General features: G+C 38.4%; 16 protein-coding genes. 3 read left to right on the top strand and 13 right to left on the bottom strand.

The features are described from left to right. Nucleotides 1–1,434: a four-carbon acid sugar kinase family protein gene (locus B1NLA3E_RS04480; protein WP_015592652.1), complete on the bottom strand. Its 1,434-nt coding sequence runs from the start codon at nt 1,432–1,434 to the stop codon at nt 1–3. A 3-nt stretch (nt 1,435–1,437) separates the two neighbouring features. Then, nucleotides 1,438–2,331, bottom strand: a complete 894-nt coding sequence (garR, locus tag B1NLA3E_RS04475; protein ID WP_041580298.1) for a 2-hydroxy-3-oxopropionate reductase — start codon at nt 2,329–2,331, stop codon at nt 1,438–1,440. Nucleotides 2,332–2,626: 295 nt separating this feature from the next. Here garR and B1NLA3E_RS04470 point away from each other — a divergent pair, with 295 nt between their 5' ends. Both B1NLA3E_RS04470 and B1NLA3E_RS04465 read left to right on the top strand, forming a co-directional pair. Beyond that, nucleotides 2,627–3,259, top strand: coding sequence for a GntR family transcriptional regulator (locus B1NLA3E_RS04470; protein WP_015592650.1), 633 nt, complete (start codon nt 2,627–2,629; stop codon nt 3,257–3,259). A 161-nt stretch (nt 3,260–3,420) separates the two neighbouring features. Next, on the top strand, nt 3,421–3,798 hold the full coding sequence (locus B1NLA3E_RS04465) for a DUF1259 domain-containing protein (RefSeq protein ID WP_015592649.1): 378 nt from the start codon (nt 3,421–3,423) through the stop codon (nt 3,796–3,798). Between the two features lie 90 nt (nt 3,799–3,888). On the opposite strand, the gene B1NLA3E_RS04460 is transcribed toward B1NLA3E_RS04465, so the two are convergent. The 6 genes from B1NLA3E_RS04460 to B1NLA3E_RS04435 all read right to left on the bottom strand — a co-directional run bounded on the left by B1NLA3E_RS04460 (nt 3,889) and on the right by B1NLA3E_RS04435 (nt 10,743). Continuing rightward, nucleotides 3,889–4,683: an ABC transporter ATP-binding protein gene (locus tag B1NLA3E_RS04460; protein WP_015592648.1), complete on the bottom strand. Its 795-nt coding sequence runs from the start codon at nt 4,681–4,683 to the stop codon at nt 3,889–3,891. Further along, the gene (locus tag B1NLA3E_RS04455; RefSeq protein ID WP_041580296.1) at nt 4,658–5,686 is read right to left on the bottom strand and encodes an ABC transporter permease; all 1,029 of its coding nucleotides are present in this window, start codon (nt 5,684–5,686) and stop codon (nt 4,658–4,660) included. The genes B1NLA3E_RS04460 and B1NLA3E_RS04455 overlap by 26 nt, the downstream gene beginning before the upstream one ends. Before the next feature lie 120 nt (nt 5,687–5,806). Beyond that, the gene (locus B1NLA3E_RS04450) at nt 5,807–6,808 is read right to left on the bottom strand and encodes an ABC transporter substrate-binding protein (RefSeq protein WP_015592646.1); all 1,002 of its coding nucleotides are present in this window, start codon (nt 6,806–6,808) and stop codon (nt 5,807–5,809) included. A gap of 251 nt (nt 6,809–7,059) precedes the next feature. Beyond that, nucleotides 7,060–8,607 carry a fatty acid--CoA ligase family protein gene (locus B1NLA3E_RS04445; RefSeq protein ID WP_015592645.1) on the bottom strand — a complete coding sequence of 516 codons (1,548 nt, stop codon included), beginning with the start codon at nt 8,605–8,607 and terminating at the stop codon, nt 7,060–7,062. Between the two features lie 378 nt (nt 8,608–8,985). Further along, entirely contained in the window at nt 8,986–9,975 is a 990-nt protein-coding gene (locus B1NLA3E_RS04440) for a lipoate--protein ligase (protein ID WP_015592644.1), read from the bottom strand. Between the two features lie 30 nt (nt 9,976–10,005). After that, nucleotides 10,006–10,743 carry an MBL fold metallo-hydrolase gene (locus B1NLA3E_RS04435; RefSeq protein ID WP_041580911.1) on the bottom strand — a complete coding sequence of 246 codons (738 nt, stop codon included), beginning with the start codon at nt 10,741–10,743 and terminating at the stop codon, nt 10,006–10,008. Nucleotides 10,744–10,945: 202 nt separating this feature from the next. Between B1NLA3E_RS04435 and yhfH the strand changes: the two genes are divergently transcribed. Beyond that, entirely contained in the window at nt 10,946–11,080 is a 135-nt protein-coding gene (gene yhfH / locus B1NLA3E_RS23625; RefSeq protein WP_015592642.1) for a protein YhfH, read from the top strand. A gap of 76 nt (nt 11,081–11,156) precedes the next feature. Here the strand turns inward: yhfH and B1NLA3E_RS04430 are convergent, their stop codons facing one another. From B1NLA3E_RS04430 to hemE, 5 genes are all read right to left on the bottom strand, one after another. Beyond that, nucleotides 11,157–13,355: a YhgE/Pip domain-containing protein gene (locus B1NLA3E_RS04430; RefSeq protein ID WP_015592641.1), complete on the bottom strand. Its 2,199-nt coding sequence runs from the start codon at nt 13,353–13,355 to the stop codon at nt 11,157–11,159. Nucleotides 13,356–13,431: 76 nt separating this feature from the next. Continuing rightward, complete coding sequence (locus B1NLA3E_RS04425) at nt 13,432–14,004, bottom strand: TetR/AcrR family transcriptional regulator (RefSeq protein ID WP_015592640.1); 573 nt, start codon at nt 14,002–14,004, stop codon at nt 13,432–13,434. Nucleotides 14,005–14,309: 305 nt separating this feature from the next. Beyond that, nucleotides 14,310–15,725, bottom strand: a complete 1,416-nt coding sequence (gene hemY / locus B1NLA3E_RS04420) for a protoporphyrinogen oxidase (RefSeq protein ID WP_015592639.1) — start codon at nt 15,723–15,725, stop codon at nt 14,310–14,312. 21 nt (nt 15,726–15,746) lie between these two features. Beyond that, entirely contained in the window at nt 15,747–16,691 is a 945-nt protein-coding gene (gene hemH / locus B1NLA3E_RS04415; RefSeq protein ID WP_015592638.1) for a ferrochelatase, read from the bottom strand. A gap of 187 nt (nt 16,692–16,878) precedes the next feature. Beyond that, nucleotides 16,879–17,925 (bottom strand): uroporphyrinogen decarboxylase, encoded by a 1,047-nt coding sequence (hemE, locus tag B1NLA3E_RS04410; protein ID WP_015592637.1) that lies wholly within the window; start codon nt 17,923–17,925, stop codon nt 16,879–16,881. Nucleotides 17,926–18,058 lie beyond the last annotated feature (133 nt).

Genomic DNA, 18,058 nt, shown 5'->3' with positions numbered 1-18,058 from the left:
TTACTTATTTAAAATTTCAGCAACTTCTCTAAGAGTATCCTTCGTTCCTACATTACCAGGGAAGATAACATATGCGATTCCAGGAAATTTACTTTCATTTCCTGTGGTCCAAACTGGAATACCCGGCTTAATTTGCCCAGCCACAGTTGCTCTTTTTACTGCAAGACCTTTTGTTCCAATATCGCTTGAAGTGATCCCACCTTTAGCAATCAAATAGCTTGGTCTCACTTCTAATCTTTGAACAATGCTTGTAACCGCATCAGAAATTTTCACCGAAAGCTTCAACTCTTCTTCTTTCTTTCCTATACCAAGATCAAGTCTTTCTCTCTTTGTGTAAACGGCTACATTTTTACCCGAGCAAAGGAGGCGTTCACATGTCTCAATAATTCTATCAACTTCTGTTTGGAATTTTTCAGGCTCCAAAACAAGATGAACATTAAACTCAATAAATTCAATGAAATCACATTTTTTCAGTTCTTCCAACTGCTCAGTTGTCTTTTTTACATGAGAACCAACAATGATAAGTCCACCATTATTAGATTCTTCTCTCATAAGCTCTGTTCGTGAAAGTAAGCCTCTATCACTAACGCCCCCAATAACTTTTGTTAGCGCAGCGGCACTTCTAAACATAAAATTCTTACCCTTATTCATCGCCTTTATTAAAGCAATGACGAATATCTTTACATCGATATAATCGATCGCGTTTACGACTACTTTATTAAAATCATTTACCTCTAGTAATTGGTTCGTTATCTTGTCAATTTCAAATGCTCTAATGCTTTCTAGAGAAATATAGGTTGTGTTTTCAGCCTTGAACTCACCATTTGATTTTTCCTCCACCCATTCACCTAAATGGGACTTTGTATAACCAAATGTACGATCCTTTGCAAATTCAGTTTCGCCTGCTGGCACCAAATAATCTTCATATTGTACATAATGGACATTTCCAATCGTGAATCGGCCACCCTCTTTAAAAAATGGTAGAATCACTTCTCCATCAAACTTAATTTCAGAATTTGATTCGATCGTATCCTTTAAGACCTTTGTTTCAAGAGGATAATGCCCTCTTAAAGTCGAATCGCCACGGCTAATGATGATAAATTCCTTATTAAGTTTCTTTGCAATCTCTAAAACATTTGCTGCAATTTCTTGATGAGCTTTTTCGGTTTCCGCTGCCGTAAATCCTCGAGAATTGGTCAGCAGGAAAAACATTGAGTTATCCTCCAAAAAGCCCTTTTCAATATTATCTAATGACCAATCAGTATAAACGGAAATATTATGAACTGTTTGAACACCAGTCGGATCATCATCAAGTACAATGATTTTTTTATTAAACTCAGCTAATTCTTTATTTAGCACTTCATTTACAGCGCTTTCATTTACTTCTGGAATGTTTGAAAAAGCTTCAGTCGCTAATATTTTGCCATTACTCATAGTTTAAGAACCCCTTACTTCGACATTCGCAAGCTTTTCATAATACTGGACAATGCCACCATGATCATCGCCTGCTTTTCCATCTACCTTCAATGCGTGGAAAATTTCTAAAAGCTGGCTTGATAATGGGAGTGGAACTCCGATTTCATGAGCTGTTTCCATTACATTTGTTATATCCTTTAGGTTTATATCAATTCTTCCACCTGCAACGAAATTTCTTTCAAGAATTAATGGAACTTTTGCATCAAGTACGGCACTGCCTGCAAGTCCACCCCTAATGGCTTGATACATTTTATTTATATCAATTCCTGCTTTAGCTGCTAACACAAGGGCTTCGGACATTGCAGCAATGTTTAAATTAACGATAACCTGGTTTGCTAGTTTCGCGGTTGTCCCGCATCCATTCCCACCTACTAAGGTCACATCTTTTCCCATTCCATAAAGAACTTCTTTTATACTTTCAAAAACCTCTTCCTTACCACCTACCATGATTGCTAAGGTACCATCGATAGCTTTTGGTTCTCCTCCGCTTACAGGTGCATCAAGCATTTCAATCCCCTGTTTAGCAAGTTCGTTTGCGATTTCCCTTGAAACAACTGGTGTAATCGAACTCATGTCTATCACTACTGTGCCTTCTTTAGCACTTTTAATAATCCCATTCTCACCTAAAACGACTTCTTTAACATGCTTGTTCGCAGGAAGCATCGTAATAATGATATCACTGTTCTCCCCAACTTCCTTTGGAGATGAGGCAGCAGTAGCACCCTCGTTCACCAATGATTTTACAGCCTCTTGATTAATGTCACATACAGTTACACAATGACCTGCTTTGATTAAGTTTAATGCCATTGGCTTCCCCATAATCCCTAAGCCAATAAATCCAATTTTTTTCATGATTCTTCCCCCATAAAATTAGAATTTAGTGCTGATCCAGCCCCAACGATGAACACGCTTACAAAATATCTTTTTTAAAGACAAGTAATTGAGTGTCCAAAGCCTATAATGGATCCGCTTTCACAAAAGACCACCAAAATCATCAACGTATACTTTTGCACTAATTTTGTATACATTTATTATGATTTTGTATACATTTATAATATAATTTTTTTCCTACCCTGTCTACCCTATATTTTTTGAAAATTAAATTTGGTATGATTAAACTTAAGTATTAGGTAATAAAGAGGTGAATTACTTGCAAGGGAATACTGAGAGGTCTGGACCTGCTTACCATCAATCCTATGAAATCATTCGCGACAGGATCTTAAATGGTGAACTTCCTGGAGGAACGAAAATAGTAGAGGAAAAACTTGCAGCTGACTTGGGATTTAGTCGAACACCAATCCGGGAATCAATTCGTCGATTAGAAAATGAGGGACTTATTGTTAAAAAAAAGATCGTAAAGCCTTCGGAAGTAGATTTACGCAACATGTTTCAGGTCCGTATCCTGTTGGAAGGGCATTCTGCTAAGTGCGCTGCATCCTATCTTCCTGAAAATGAACTACAATCTCTTAGGGAATGTGTGGAGATAGGCAAAACGGGGTCATTTGATGAAATTATGAAAGCAAACGAGCGTTTTCACGAAATTATTGTCAATGCGAGTAATAATCCAGTCATGATCGATATCATTGATCGGATGAAGTCTATTATTTACTTATTTCGTAGAACAGTGGTTTTTTATAACCGGCCGTTCTTAATTGAAGAACACGAAAATATTTACGAGGCCATCAAAGCTAGAGCTGGACAAACGGCAGAACAACTTATGCAGCAACATCTTGAACTTGATTTAGATTTTTGTTTACATTTATTAAGTAATAAAAAAGGGTAAGTTCATATTGAACTTTCCCCTTTTTTCATTATCTTTCATATATTAACCTATACAAGCTCTTCTCTCCTTTCATACTCTATACAAGATAACTTGAAAGGAGGGAATTTTATGTCATCTTCACATTCACGTTCACATTCACGTTCACATTCATCTTTATCCTCATGTCAAAGACTACTAATATCATCGGAGGAGAAGTAATCACTGCTGCTCCTGTATGTGTTGTCCAACGCCTTCGTAATATTGATGCAACTATTTTAGGTCGTCGTACCCGTTCTCCTTTAGCGCTCCCATTTGCTCTCTCATTCGAAAATAATATTGATGGTAGAACTCTTAATCTTGGAGAAACCGTGATTCTTCAGGAAGAAATCAATCGATTTTTAACAGCTTTACGTAGAAGAGGCATTATCGTTACAGCTGTCCACAATCACTGGCTTTTTGAAAATCCTCGCTTAATGTATATGCATTGGGAAAATGTCGGCGACCCAGTTAAGTTTGCTAGAAACAGTATCGAAGCTGCAAGAGAAGCTCGCTTATTTTAATTAGCGGCGATCCGTCCCCTTTCCAAAAAAAGACGCATGTCCACCCATTAGGATTGGACATGCGTTTTTCGTTATTTTTATTTGTAGATTTTAAATTAGTACAGCTCGATCGCTGTTCATCTTTTCACCGCGAATACGCTGGAATTCCTCAAGCAATCTCTCAATCGTCAAATCCTTCTTCTTTTCCTCATCTGCTTCAAAAATAACCTGACCTTTATCCATCATAATCAATCGATTGCCGAGATCAAGTGCTTGCTGCATATTATGGGTTACCATCAAGGTTGTCAGTCCATACTCATTAACGATTTGCTTTGTTAACTGTGTTACCAATTCTGCACGTGATGGGTCAAGTGCCGCCGTATGTTCATCCAATAAGAGTATCTTAGGTTCTGTGAAGGTTGCCATTAATAGTGACAACGCCTGACGCTCACCACCTGATAACAATCCAGCTTTTGCTTGAAGTCGGTTTTCTAAGCCGAGGTGTAGCATTTCAAGCTTTTCTTTAAAGAAATCACGTCGTTTTTTTGAAAGGCCCCTTCTCAATCCCCGCGTTCCCACCCTACAGTAGGCAATCGCTAGGTTTTCTTCAATGGTCATCTTCGGTGCTGTACCTGCCATTGGATCTTGAAACACGCGCCCTATTAATTTAGAGCGAGTATGTTCTTTTACATTCGTTACGTTTTTTTCGCCAATCGATACTGAACCAATATCTGTGATTAGTTTCCCAGAAATAATATTCATTAAAGTGGACTTTCCAGCACCATTGCTACCAATTACTGTGACAAAATCACCCTTTTTTAAGTGCAAGCTAACATGGTCCAGGGCAATTTTCTCATCTGGTGTTCCTTCATTGAAAACTTTAAATATCTGATTTAATTGCAGCAAGGTGATCACCACTTTTCTCTACTGGACTTTGATTCTTTTTTGCTTCCATCAGCCGTTTGCGCTTTCTTTTTCTTTCACGCCCTGAATCTAAAAATTTAGGTATAACAAGCGCAATGATAACAATGCAGGCGGTAATTAGTTTCATATCACCTGTATCAAGAAATTGAACCCTAAGAGCAAGCGTAACGATAATCCGATAAAGAATGGCACCACCAATTACAGCAAATGTCGTTCTTACAATACTCTTGGTACCGAAAACAGCTTCCCCGATAATAACTGATGCTAGTCCGATAACGATCATCCCTATTCCCATTCCGACATCACTAAATCCGCCGTATTGGGCAATCAATGCTCCAGATAACGCAACTAATCCATTAGATAAGCCTAGACCTAATGTTTTTAAAAAATCGGTATTCGCAGAAAAACTGCGAATCATCGTTTCATTATCACCTGTAGCTCGAAGTGCCAATCCTAGATCAGTTTTTAAAAACCAATCAATCGCAAACTTCACCAAGAACGTAAGAAGGAGCATGGTCACCAAAATTCCCCAAGTCCTTGGAATATAATTACCCAAACCAATGCTGTTAAACAAAGATTGAATTCCAGAATCAATTCCGAGTTTACTCCAGGTATCATTAATCTTGGTAATGACTGTTTCCTCTTGTAAAAGTGGAACATTAGATTTACCCATAATACGAAGATTTATGGAGTAAAGAGCAATCATCATTAAAATCCCCGATAAAAGTGGATTAATTTTCCCTTTCGTATGGAGTAATCCCGTCAGTAAACCAGCCAATACCCCTGCTAATAAGGCGGCGATTGTGGCAATAACCGGATTGAATCCCTTAACAATTAGAACTGCGGCAACAGCAGCCCCAGTTACGAAACTTCCGTCTACCGTCAAATCTGGGAAATCTAATATTCTAAAAGAAAGGTATACTCCTAAAGCCATCAGTGCATAAATAACACCTGCTTCTACAGAACCAAAAATGGCGGTAAACATATTATTCTTCCTTTCTATCATGACTGTTTCTATTTTTGACTGAACCTGCTGATAGTCGTTCACCATTTATCATAGAGATTAAATAATCTGCTGTGTCACCATTAATATCTCTTTGAAAAATTACTCAGTAAATTCAGCAATATTATTCCATTCATCTTTAATCTTAATATTCATTTGTTTTGCTGCTTTTTTATTGATTAATAGTTTCAATTTTTGTGGGTATTGTACCGGTAGTTCACTTGGCTTTTTCTCGCCTTTAAGGATTTGAGCAGCCATAACACCTGCTTCATAGCCAATATCATAGTAATCAAAACCATATGCTGCAAATCCACCGCGTTTTACGGAATCAAGTTCACCTACAAACAAAGGCATCTTATTATCATTTGATACTTTAACAACAGATTCTAGGGCAGAAACAACTGTATTATCAGTGATGATGTAAATCATATCAGCTGCTCCAACAAGTGATTCAGCCGCTTGTTTTACTTCTGCAGAAGTAGCCACTGTAGCCTCAACCAACTTTAGATCTGTACCCTTCATTGCTTTTTTTACTAAATCAATTTGGGCAACGGAGTTTTGCTCACCAGCGTTGTAAATAACTCCAACCCTCTTCTTATCAAATTGTTCACTCATGAATTTGATAGTATTAGGGATTGCATCTGGATGAGTATCGGTTGTTCCAGTGATATTGTTTCCTGGTTGGTCCATTGCCTTTACTAGACCAGCTCCGACTGGATCGGTTACCGAAGTAAAAATAATTGGAATATCCTTTGTAGCATTTAAAGCTCCTAATGCACTTGGTGTAGAATTAGCAAATATTAAGTCAACTCCGTCTCCGACAAAGTTATTAGCAATGGTTTGGTTATTATTTTGATCGCCTTGAGCAATTTGCACATCATACTTTACGTTTAAGCCTTTATCTTTCATTGCCTTTTTAAAACCATCATATGCTGCATCTAGTGATGGATGCTCAACAATCTGAGTAACCCCAACATGATACGTTTTTTCTGTACCTTTGCCGGCCTCACTTTTTCCATTATCACTCGTACTCTTTCCACAACCAGCTAATAGTAAGCTACCGATTAGTCCTGCTACGACGAAACCTTTTAAGCTTTTCTTCATAACCTTTCCCCTTTCGTGTATATGTACTTCTTCGCATAACCGCTTTTATGCACTAAATTATATCGCTAAACTATTTTAAATAGCAAGTATTTTTAGACATTTTAAATAGTTTAATATAATTTCTGTGACAAATCGAGGATATTTTTCTTTATTAACACGGTAAAATGCGGGATACCGCTCTTTATATGAAAAATAGCCCTTGCCCTTAACGGCTAGATTATTCCAGAGCGGCATCCCGAGTTTATGTTCAGTTACTTTTTCTGCAATACTATTGTTTTCAGTGCTCTTCTTAATATTTTTCCAGTGGTATTTTTAGGAAGTTCTTCTAAAAACTCTATTGAGCTTGGAATTTTATACTTGGCTAAATAAATTTGGCAATACTCGAGCAGGCTAGCTTCCGTTAATGATAGGTTCTTACTTACTACAAAACATTTTACAGCCTCCCCAAAATCGGGGTCAGGAACACCCAATACAGCTACTTCAACCACATCTGGGTGATTGTATATTATTTCTTCAACTTCCCGAGGATACACATTGTACCCACCGACTAAAATTAAGTCTTTTTTACGGTCTACAATATAGATATAACCTTCGTCATCCATTCTTGCTAAATCCCCTGTGTATAGCCAACCGTCTCGAATTGTAACCTCAGTTTCTTCTGGCATTTTATAATATCCCTTCATTACATTAGGCCCGTGAACAATTAGTTCGCCTACTCCACCGTTTGGGACCTCCTCTCCTAACTCGTTCACAATTTTATTTTCAACATTCATAATCGATGTTCCAATTGACCCCGGTTTCCGTGGGCGGTCAAGTGGATTGAAGCAGGTTACAGGTGATGCCTCAGAAAGGCCATACCCTTCTGAGATAACCACTTGAAACTTTTTTTCGAAATTTTGCAGTAATGCAACTGGCATCGAAGCACCTCCGGAAATACAAAGGCGGAGCGATTGGAAATCAGATGCATTGCTTTTTGGATACTGAAAAAGAAAATTGTACATGGTTGGGACTCCTGCAAAGACAGTTGGCTTGTACTTTTTTGACAAAGAGAAAATTTCCTGTGGACTAAATTTTGGAGCAATTAACAAAGTTCCACCTTTCATAAGTGGAGCATTTAGAGCAACGGTTAAACAAAACACATGGAACATTGGCAGTACTGTAATGACACGGTCATCAGCATTTATTCGCAAATAATCGCCAACATCTACGGCATTGCTGTATAAATTTTGATGCGTCAGCATGGCTCCTTTTGGTTGCCCAGTGGTTCCTGAAGTATATAAAATTACTGCAGTATCATCATCTTGTAGTTCAGGCTTATCAAAGTCTAATGTTCCTAGGGAAAGGATAGCTGTAAATGTTTTTAATTTTTCATAAATCGCATAAGACTCGATATTTGAGGTGTTTTCAGATGTTTCACAAATGATAAAATGAGCCCCATTCGGAAGCTTTTCTTGCATTTTTCCAACTAACGGAAGGAATGAATCTACAGCAATCACCACTTTGACATCTCCATTAGAAAGAATATAGCCAATCTCATCAGGGGTATAAACGGGATTGATTGGTATAACCGTTGCTCCAAGTCGCAATGCTCCATAAAAGCTAATGATAAAGTGCGGAGAATTCCCTAATAACAATCCAACATGATCCCCTTTTTTTATGCCTAAGGCCCTCAGTCCTCCTGCAAATTTCGTTACAGCAGTGTCAAGCTCTGCATAAGTGCATGAGCGATCATTATAAATATACGCGTTTTTCTGCGGCCATTTTCTTGCTGTATCAGACAATCGTGAAGATAGATTCATATTTCTCCTCCCCTTCGCCAAGTCATGAATGAGCATTCATTCATTAAAAATTTATAATTTTCTAAATTTAATTATATTAGATGACCTACGAATATTCAAGTAAGCGTTTACATTTGGCTGTGTTAAATTAGAATGTTGATTTCCGCTCCATGTGCTCGCTTTCCGCGGGGCGGGCGGTGAGCCTCCTCGGCGCTAAGCGCCTGCGGGGTCTCACCTGTCCCGCTGCTCCCGCAGGAGTCGAGCACCTTCCGCTTCAATCACATTGTGCCAAAAATCAACAATGAGCTTTAACACAGCCTACATCTTAAAGTTAAACAAAGCTGACTGTTCCCCTTCTTTGTTGAAAAACCCGGTGATTTAAAGGCACCGGGTGATTTTTTAATAGATTAAATTAATAAAATCTAGAATGGTAATATTTCCAAAGTAGTGTTTAATATCAATATCTTCAAGTGCATCTTCGATTGTGCCACGGTCATATCGCTGACCTTCTAAGCGTTGTTCAATTTCGTTTACATCACCGACTCCAAAAAAATCACCATAAATCTTACAGTTTTCAATAATCCCCTTATTAACCTCGAATCTAATATCAATTTGTCCTACCGCAAAACGATGAGAATGCTGCAAATTAAATTTAGGAGACTTCCCGTAATTCCAATCCCAGTTTTGATAACGCTCTTTCGACAACTGATGAATTTTGTCCCAATCCTCTTCCGTAAGTATATATTCTGGAATTTCAGCCACTTCACCAAAAATACTTTGCAATAACATCAGGCGAAATTCCTCGATAGAGATCTCACTACTTAAGAACTCAGAAATATTGGCGACACGACTGCGGATTGACTTGATTCCTTTCGATTCAATCTTATCCTTTTTTACATTTAGGGCAGAAACAACACTTTCTATTTCTGAATCAAACAAGAGCGTTCCATGGCTAAACATTCTCCCTTTCGTCGAAAACTGGGCATTTCCTGAAATTTTCCGTCCCTCTACCACAATGTCATTTCTTCCACTTAGCTCAGCATTCACACCAAGATTTTTTAAAGCAGCCGTAACTGGTTCAGTAAACTTAAGGAAATTATGAAAGCTATCGCCATCATCTTTTGTAATAAAACTAAAATTCAAGTTTCCTAAATCATGATAAACAGCTCCGCCACCGGAAAGGCGACGCACAATGTGAATCCCATTTTCTTCAACGTATTTAGTATTTATTTCTTCAATCGTATTTTGATTTTTCCCGATGATAATCGATGGTTCATTTATGTAAAACAAAAGATACGTTTCGTTGATATCTAAATTTTTTAAGGCATATTCCTCTATAGCCAAATTAATCCGCGGGTCGGTGATTCCTTTATTATCAATAAACAACATGATGCTCACTCTCCAATGTAGATTTAGCAATCAGATTTTAATTGCCATGTCCTGTGCTGCTAAATGAATACTCCCTAGATAAAATTGAGATGCTTCGCTCACAAGTTGATTGAGATTCCCAAAGTGAGGAAGATGGGTCAAAACAAGTTGCTTTACATTTGCTCGATCGGCAAGAGTACCCGCATCAATGCTTGTCATATGCCCCGCTGTTTTGCCATTTAGATCGCCATACAAATTACATTCACACAGCAACAAATCTGCTCCTTGGCTAAATCCAATCAGCTCATCTTTAAATGAAGTATCAGCGGTATAGACGACTACTTTCTCTCCAGTTTGAATTCGCATCGCAAAGCAAGGAACTGGGTGTTCTGTTTGAAAAAAGCGTATATTAAACGGACCCACTGTCAAAGTTTCGTTTGACTGATAGCCTATTCCTTTGGTAATTTCCTTGAAAGTCAATTTAGGGAATTCCTGTTTGTTTAAGGTATGGCCATATATCGGTAAGCATGGTAACGGTTCTCCTAAAATAATACCTTGAATAAGCCGTGCATGCTGTAAAACACCAATATCAGCAATATGATCCGCATGATAGTGAGACAAAATCACTCCATCTAGTTCACTGGGTTTAATCAAGTTTTGCAGCTTAGACAGTACCCCACTGCCACAATCAATTAGTAATCGAAAGCCATCATGTTCAAGGAGATACCCCGAGCTTGCCTCGTTTGCCTTAGGATATCCACCCCAACAACCCACTATTGTTATTTCCATTATCACACCACCAATTAGAAATTCAAAGCCAATATCATTAATATACTCCATTAAGCCTAGTTATTTAAACTAAACCTCTCTTATGGTCTGAAAAAAAGGAGATGGGTAAAATTGTATTATTACAGATATCGACTCACGCTTTGTGTTGCGATACAATCAATTTACATTTTATATTTCTTACACTTAGGGAGGAAATTAAACAATGATCAAAAACGCCTTAGAATTTTTCAAAAATTTACCGCCCAAAAAATGCACCGATTGCGGAGAAATCATCGAAGAACAACATGAATGTTATGGAAACCAATGTGAGAAGTGTTTACACGTCACAACTGCATAGATAACAAAACCCCAGCCATAGAAAATATGGTTGGGGTTTTTGTTCTATAAGGTAAGAAAGTATAAATTTTTAATTCTTATTCAGATACCGCTGAATAGCGGTGCTTATGAAAAGTTGTGAAGTAGGTTATCGTTCCCGTGATAAACAGGAGTATGAAGACCAATAGGATTCCAACATTTTGCCACATAAACGAAAAGTCTCCACTTGAAATGACCTGTTTAAATCCCTGTACAGTATAGGTCATAGGTAAAAAGATATTAAAATGTTGCAAGAATCCCGGGATTAATTCTAGCGGGAACGTACCTGCACTTGTGGTAAGTTGAAAAATCAAAATCAATATCGCTACAAACCGACCTACATCGCCCATCGTTGTTACTAAGACCTGGATTAATGTAATAAATGTTAAACTCGTTACGATAGCGAATAAAATAAATAATGGGACACTTTGAACCTTAATCCCTAGTCCAAAAATTAGAACTCCCACTGCCAGCAAAGCTTGGATTATCCCGACAATCGAAATTACAGAAAACTTACTAGTAAACCAGCTTAATCCATTTTTCGGGATACCCACTGGATCTCGTAATGGGAATACAATCGAGATCATAAGCGCTCCAACAAATAATCCGAGTGAGAGGAAATATGGTGCAAAGCCTGTTCCATAGTTAGGAACTTCGTTGATTTTTTCATTTTTCACTTTCACTGGTGCAGCAAACATTTCATACGTTTTGTCATTTGCGTTAACTGATGTTGCTTGTTGGGCTCCATCACCCAGTTTCCCCGCTAATTCATGAGTTCCATCGGCTAATTCAGAATTACCGCTAGATAATTGTTCTGCACCATCCGTTAATTTTCCGGCTCCATCTACGATTTGCGTCGTTCCATCAGCGAGTTGGGTCACCCCACCTGATAATTCTGCTGTACCTTGAGCCAATTTCATTGACCCCGTACTTGCCTCCGCAAATTTTTCACTAAACGTCTTCATTCCTGTATTAAATTCTTGTTGCCCAGAGACAAGTTTTGTTGCTCCAGCATCAAGCTTCACGCCTGCATCAGCAAGTTGATGAACTCCTGCCTGAAGCAACTTTTGGCCTGCTGAAAGATTACCCAACTGATTGGATATTGTTCCAGCTCCATCTGCAAATGCCCCTGCATATCCAGCTAGCGTAGCATTTCCAGCAGATAATTGTTTACTACCATCTGCCAATTTTCCAAATGCTTCATTGAGTGCTGATTGTTGTTCAGGCGATAATTGACTTAAAACAGGGGCCAATTGTTGCTGTAGCCCTAAAATCCCTAGATTTATTTGACTAGCTGAACTTGACGCTTTCGAAGCTTCGGCTTGCCACTGCTGTAAAGAGCTGGACAAGGTTTGCGCTCCAGTTTGAAGCTTGGCGGTGCCATTCACAATCGCCGGGAGATTCCCCTCCACCTGCTGCAAACCGGATTTGGTTTGAGAAATGCCGTTAGCCAGATCTTTATCCCCAGCCAATAACTGCTCTGAAGCGGCTTCGAGCTTGCCATGACCTTCTTGTAATTGGTTTAAACCCGAAGATAGTGTTTTAGCTCCCTCAGCGACTTCCTTCGAACCAGAATTGGCTTTTGCCATTCCTTTATTGAATTCAACTGATTTACTTGCCAACACAGCTAAATTGTCATATAGAGTTTTTGAGCCATCCTTTAGTGTTGATGCCCCATCATCAATTTGTTTTGCTCCATCACTGGCAGCAACCATACCGTCAGCAAGTTGACCGACTTTATCAAACATCGTTTCTGCGTAAGTTTCTGAAACCTTTTGCGATAACGATGCTTTAATCTTTTCAATGGCGGTTCCACCAATTTGGGCCGATAGAAAGTTATAGCTTTCATTCGGAACATAGACAAGATCTAATTTTTTAGGATTCTCATCTAATAAGGTGGTGGCATTTTTTGAAAAATCACTAGGAATTTCAATCATCATATAATACTTTTGTTTCTTTAAATCTTGATAGGCCTTATCCTTGCTGTCTACTACTTGAAATTGAAACTCATCACTCTTGGCAAGCTTCTTGGCAAGTTCGTTACCAAGCTTAATCTTTTCCCCATCAAGAGTTGCTCCATTATCCTCATTAACAACGACAACAGGAAGATCACTTAAATGCTCATATGGATCCCAAAAAGCCCATAAAAACATTCCCGCGTATAAAACAGGTATAAACAGAATAGCGATTACTGGAATGAGAAGTTTTTTGTTTCGGAAGATGGAAATCCACTCTTCCCTTACTAGATTATTTTTCAAAACTAAAGCCTCCTATAAACTTTTTGACTGTTTCGTTCATTTAGTCATTCATGAGCTAAAAACAAGGACCATCTAATTAACTAGATAATCCCTTTATAACAAAACGCTTAAATATTTTAGCAATCTCATCCTTCGAAAGCGGGGCATGTTTTTTTTCCCAATCAAAAATCAAGGAAATATAAAGCTTAATGATCATAAAAGCAGTTAATTCAGGATCACACTCCTGAATATCCCCTCGTTTAACTCCGTCAATAAGCTTTTCCTTAATGTAATTGATGATGGTTAATTCCACTTTGTCAATTACTTCTTGTACAGCAGGAGTACCCATATCCCTTTCTTCCTGAAAAAGCTTGATCATAAGCTGATGTTTGTTGCGAAACTCGATCATTTTATATAAGGCACGATGAACGACCTCGTGGAAAGCAAGAGAATGGTCAAACGACTCATCCGCGGCGGCTTTCATCTCAAGGATTAATCCTTTAATGATTTCGTCAAACAATTCTTCCTTATTTTTAAAAAAGGTATAAATTGTTCCTTTCCCAACGTTGGCGAGCTTGGCTACTTGGTCCATTGTTGTAGCCTTATAACCAAATAATGAGAATGATTTTGTTGCTGCGTCCATAATCATTTGCCTGCGATCTAATACCATCTAGAGCACCTCGCTTTATAAAAATGACCAAATGAACAAATCAGTCATTTAGTATACATTTAATTTATCAAAACAAAATATTAATTGCAAGAGTTATTTTTTTTATAAGGTTGTGTTAAAGTTCAATGTTGATTTTTTCACAATGTTGATTGGAGTGGAAGGCACGAAGACTCCTGCGGGAGCAGCGGGACAGGTGAGCCCCTAAGGTGCGCGAGTGCCTGGAACGGAAATCAACATTCTAGTTTAACAGAGCCTTTCATAAAAAAAAAGCAACTGCCAACGAGTACAGTCGCTTTATTACCCGATTATTTTTTTAAATATTGCAGTACTTTTTCTACTGCTTCTTCAGCTTGATCAATACAATCGGGAACTCCAATTCCTTTATACGAGCTACCTGCTAAAAATATTCCTGGAAGCTCTTCTTCTACATGTTTATTGACTGTTTCTACTCTGGCTTTATGTCCAACTGTGTACTGGGGCATTGAATCCTTCCAGCGTGTAACCACTGATAATTCTGGACTTGCGGTGATGTCCATTGTTTTACTTAGGTCGTCCAAAACAATATTAATAATTTCATCATCCGATAAATCTACAATTGTCTCATCGCCTGGTCTACCAACATAACACCGAATTAGTACTTTGCCTTTTGGTGTGGTATGTGGCCATTTTTTATGTGTCCAAGTACAGGCTGTTATGGTAAAATCACTGTTTCTAGAAACAACAAACCCCATTCCCTCTATATCTTTTTTGATCGCATCTTGTGGGAAAGCAAGTGCAACTGTTGCAACAGAGGTGGCAGGGACGTCTTTAAATACTGAGAAATATTCATATTGTGAAAAGATTGATGCGCAAGTGAGATGCGGAACTGCTACCACAACGCTGTCAGCCTTAATCTTTTCTTTGCTATTTAGCTCAATCTCGTATACTTCCCCAACCTTTGTAATGGCTTCAACTCGAAATCCCTTCATGACAGAGTTTGGAAGTAACTTCGCTTCAGTAGCTTCGATTAATGATTGCAAACCAGTCGATAACGTTACAAACATTCCCTTTTTGCTAGAGGAATTGCTTATGTTTTTTGACTCTGCAGCTGCACTTTTCCTCATCCCAAGGATTAAGCTACGATGTTTTTGTTCAACCTGGTAAAATTGTGGAAAAGTCGACATTAAGCTTAAACGGTCAATATCACCAGCATATATCCCTGACAACAATGGCTCAATTAAATTCTCTAACACTTCGTCCCCTAATCTACGTCGAAAGAAATGTCCAAGAGACTGGTCTTCCTTTGCACAAGATCGTGGTATGAGCAAATCGGCGGCAGCTCTCATTTTACCCATTACAGAAAATAGCCGCGTTGTAATAAAAGGACCCAGTTCTGTTGGTATTCCCATAATCGATCCACCTGGCATGGGAAACAAGCTTTCATTCGCTAAAATAAACGACTTGCCTGAGGAATTATTAACCAATTCCTTGTCAATTCCCACTTCCTTTGCTAGGCGCGAAACGCTTTTCTTTCGTTCAAGGATCGAGTCTGGACCTCTTTCAATCACATACCCATCTTTTACAACGGTCTGAATTTTCCCCCCAAGGCGGTGGGTCGCCTCTATCAGTTTCACTTCAAAAGGAAGGTTATGATCAGCGGCATGCTTTTGTAGATAGTAGGCTGTTGAAAGTCCCGTTATTCCGCCTCCGATGATGACCACCTTTTGCTTTTCTTCAAACATGGTATAACGCCTTCTTTTCGGTTAAATTGATGAGTGAACAGATAATTTGTTTAAGACAACTGTTGCCAGAGCATCAATAAACTCAGGCTGGGAGTTAGGCATTTCTGGTCGATAATAGCTTGCACCAACCTTATCTGTTACTGCTTTACATTCAATATCATTATCATAAAGGACTTCTAAATGGTCCGCGACAAAACCGACAGGTGCGTAAACAAAAGCTTTGTAACCTGCTTTTTCAAACAAGTCTATTGTTAAATCTTGGACATCTGGTCCTAGCCATGGTTCAGGAGTTTTGCCAGCGCTTTGCCAGCCTACCGTATAATTTTTAACATCTGCCTGTTGGGCAATAAGCTCAGCTGTTTCCTGGATTTGTTGTGGATAAGGATCTCCTAATTGCACAATTTTTTCAGGTAAACTATGAGCAGATACGATTAACATGGCTTGGTCTTTTTCCGATTCAGTCATTTGGTTAAAAGTGTTGCGAACCTTGGTTGCCCAATAGTTAATGAACTTCGGCTCTTTATACCAGCTTTCGACCGATACAATTTTAAGTCCCCCAAGCTTTTCCGCTTCTTCCTGGGCACGACCATTGTAAGATTTTATGCTAAACGTTGAAAAGTGAGGAGCGAGCACAAGGCTTACTGCCTCCGTAATTCCATCTTCATGCATTTCTTTTACTGCATCTTCAATAAATGGCTCAAAATGCTTGAGTCCAATATACATTTTAAATTCTATTTCATCCTGAATATCGTTCAACCGCTCTGCTAGCTTTTGGGCTTGATCTGATGTGATTTTACCTAATGGAGATATTCCTCCAATGGCTTCATATCGATTTTTTAAATCCTCAAGCATTTCAGGTGAGGGCTTACGACCACGCCGTATATGTGTATAATAGCGTTCAATATCCTCTTCTTTAGTTGGCGTGCCATAGGCCATTACAAGAAGCCCGATTTTCTTTTTTGTCATATGTCTCCACCTATTCTCAACTTTTATCTACAGAGTATTTTCCCAGAAAAGAATGGATTTTACCAATAAAAAACTTTCATTTAGAAAAGTAAGCCCCTTATAAGAGTCTAAGGAATCCTTCATACTGAGGAAAATCGCTTAGAATCCTAGGGGGCTTTAGTTTAGAAACAATATTATTTTATTAGGATTAACCTCTTAATTTTGCTGCAGAATACTCATGAACAAAATTTGTTAATCGTGTTAATGTATCCGGATTCACTTGTGGGAATACACCGTGGCCAAGGTTAAAAATATAACCAGGTTGAGCCATACCTTGATCCAAAATAGCCTTTGCTTTTTCTTCAATGACTTCCCATGGTGCTAAAAGGATGGCAGGGTCTAGATTCCCTTGAACAGTTTTATTGACCCCCATTTGACGTGCTTGTTCAATTGGTAAACGCCAATCCAAGCCGACAACATCAAGAGGAAGATCATTCCATTCTAATGCTAGGTGACTTGCACCAACACCAAACATAATTAACGGGACACCTGTTTCTTTTAAAGCAGTGAAGATGCGATGCATGACTGGTTTAATGAAATAACGATAATCTTCAGCATTTAACGCGCCAACCCAAGAATCAAAGATTTGAACGGCTTTAGCTCCAGCGTTTACTTGTGCTTTTACATAAGTAATCGTTGTTTCGCCCAGCTTGTCCATTAAGGCAAACCATGCTTTAGGTTCTGAATACATAAATGCTTTTGTTTTATAATAGTTTTTAGATGGTCCACCTTCGATCATATAACTAGCAAGGGTAAAAGGTGCTCCAGCAAATCCAATTAAAGGTACAGACAATTGCTCTTGTGTAAGAATTTTGATTGTCTCAAACACATAAGGAAGGTCTGCTTCAGGATTGATTTCACCAAGCTTTTCAACGTCTGCTAATGACCGGATAGGATTGGTAATGACCGGACCAATACCTGATTTTATATCCACATCTACACCAATTGCAGGCAGTGGAGTCATAATGTCTTTATATAAAATAGCTGCATCCACATTATAATTATCAACAGGTAGTTTAGTTACATACGCACACAATTCGGGTTGGTGAGTGATTTCAAACAAAGAGTATTTTTCTTTGATTTTTCTGTATTCAGGTTGTGAGCGCCCTGCTTGACGCATGTACCAAACTGGAACATAATCTGTTTTTTCTCCTCTAGCTGCTTTTAAAAATGTTTCGTTGATTACTTTCGCCATTAACATTTTTCCACCTTTCAAAACTGTCTATTTCTCATTGTAATATATATCATCATAAAGAAAAACTTATAATCCAATTGCGACTGCATAACTGTTTCAAATATAGCCTTTTCTATAATGGATGTATAGGTTG

The organism is Bacillus sp. 1NLA3E (assembly GCF_000242895.2).
Lineage (GTDB): Bacteria > Bacillota > Bacilli > Bacillales > Cytobacillaceae > Bacillus_BU.
Note: the sequence above shows the minus strand (reverse complement) of the source record. Positions and strands in the feature narration are given on the sequence as shown.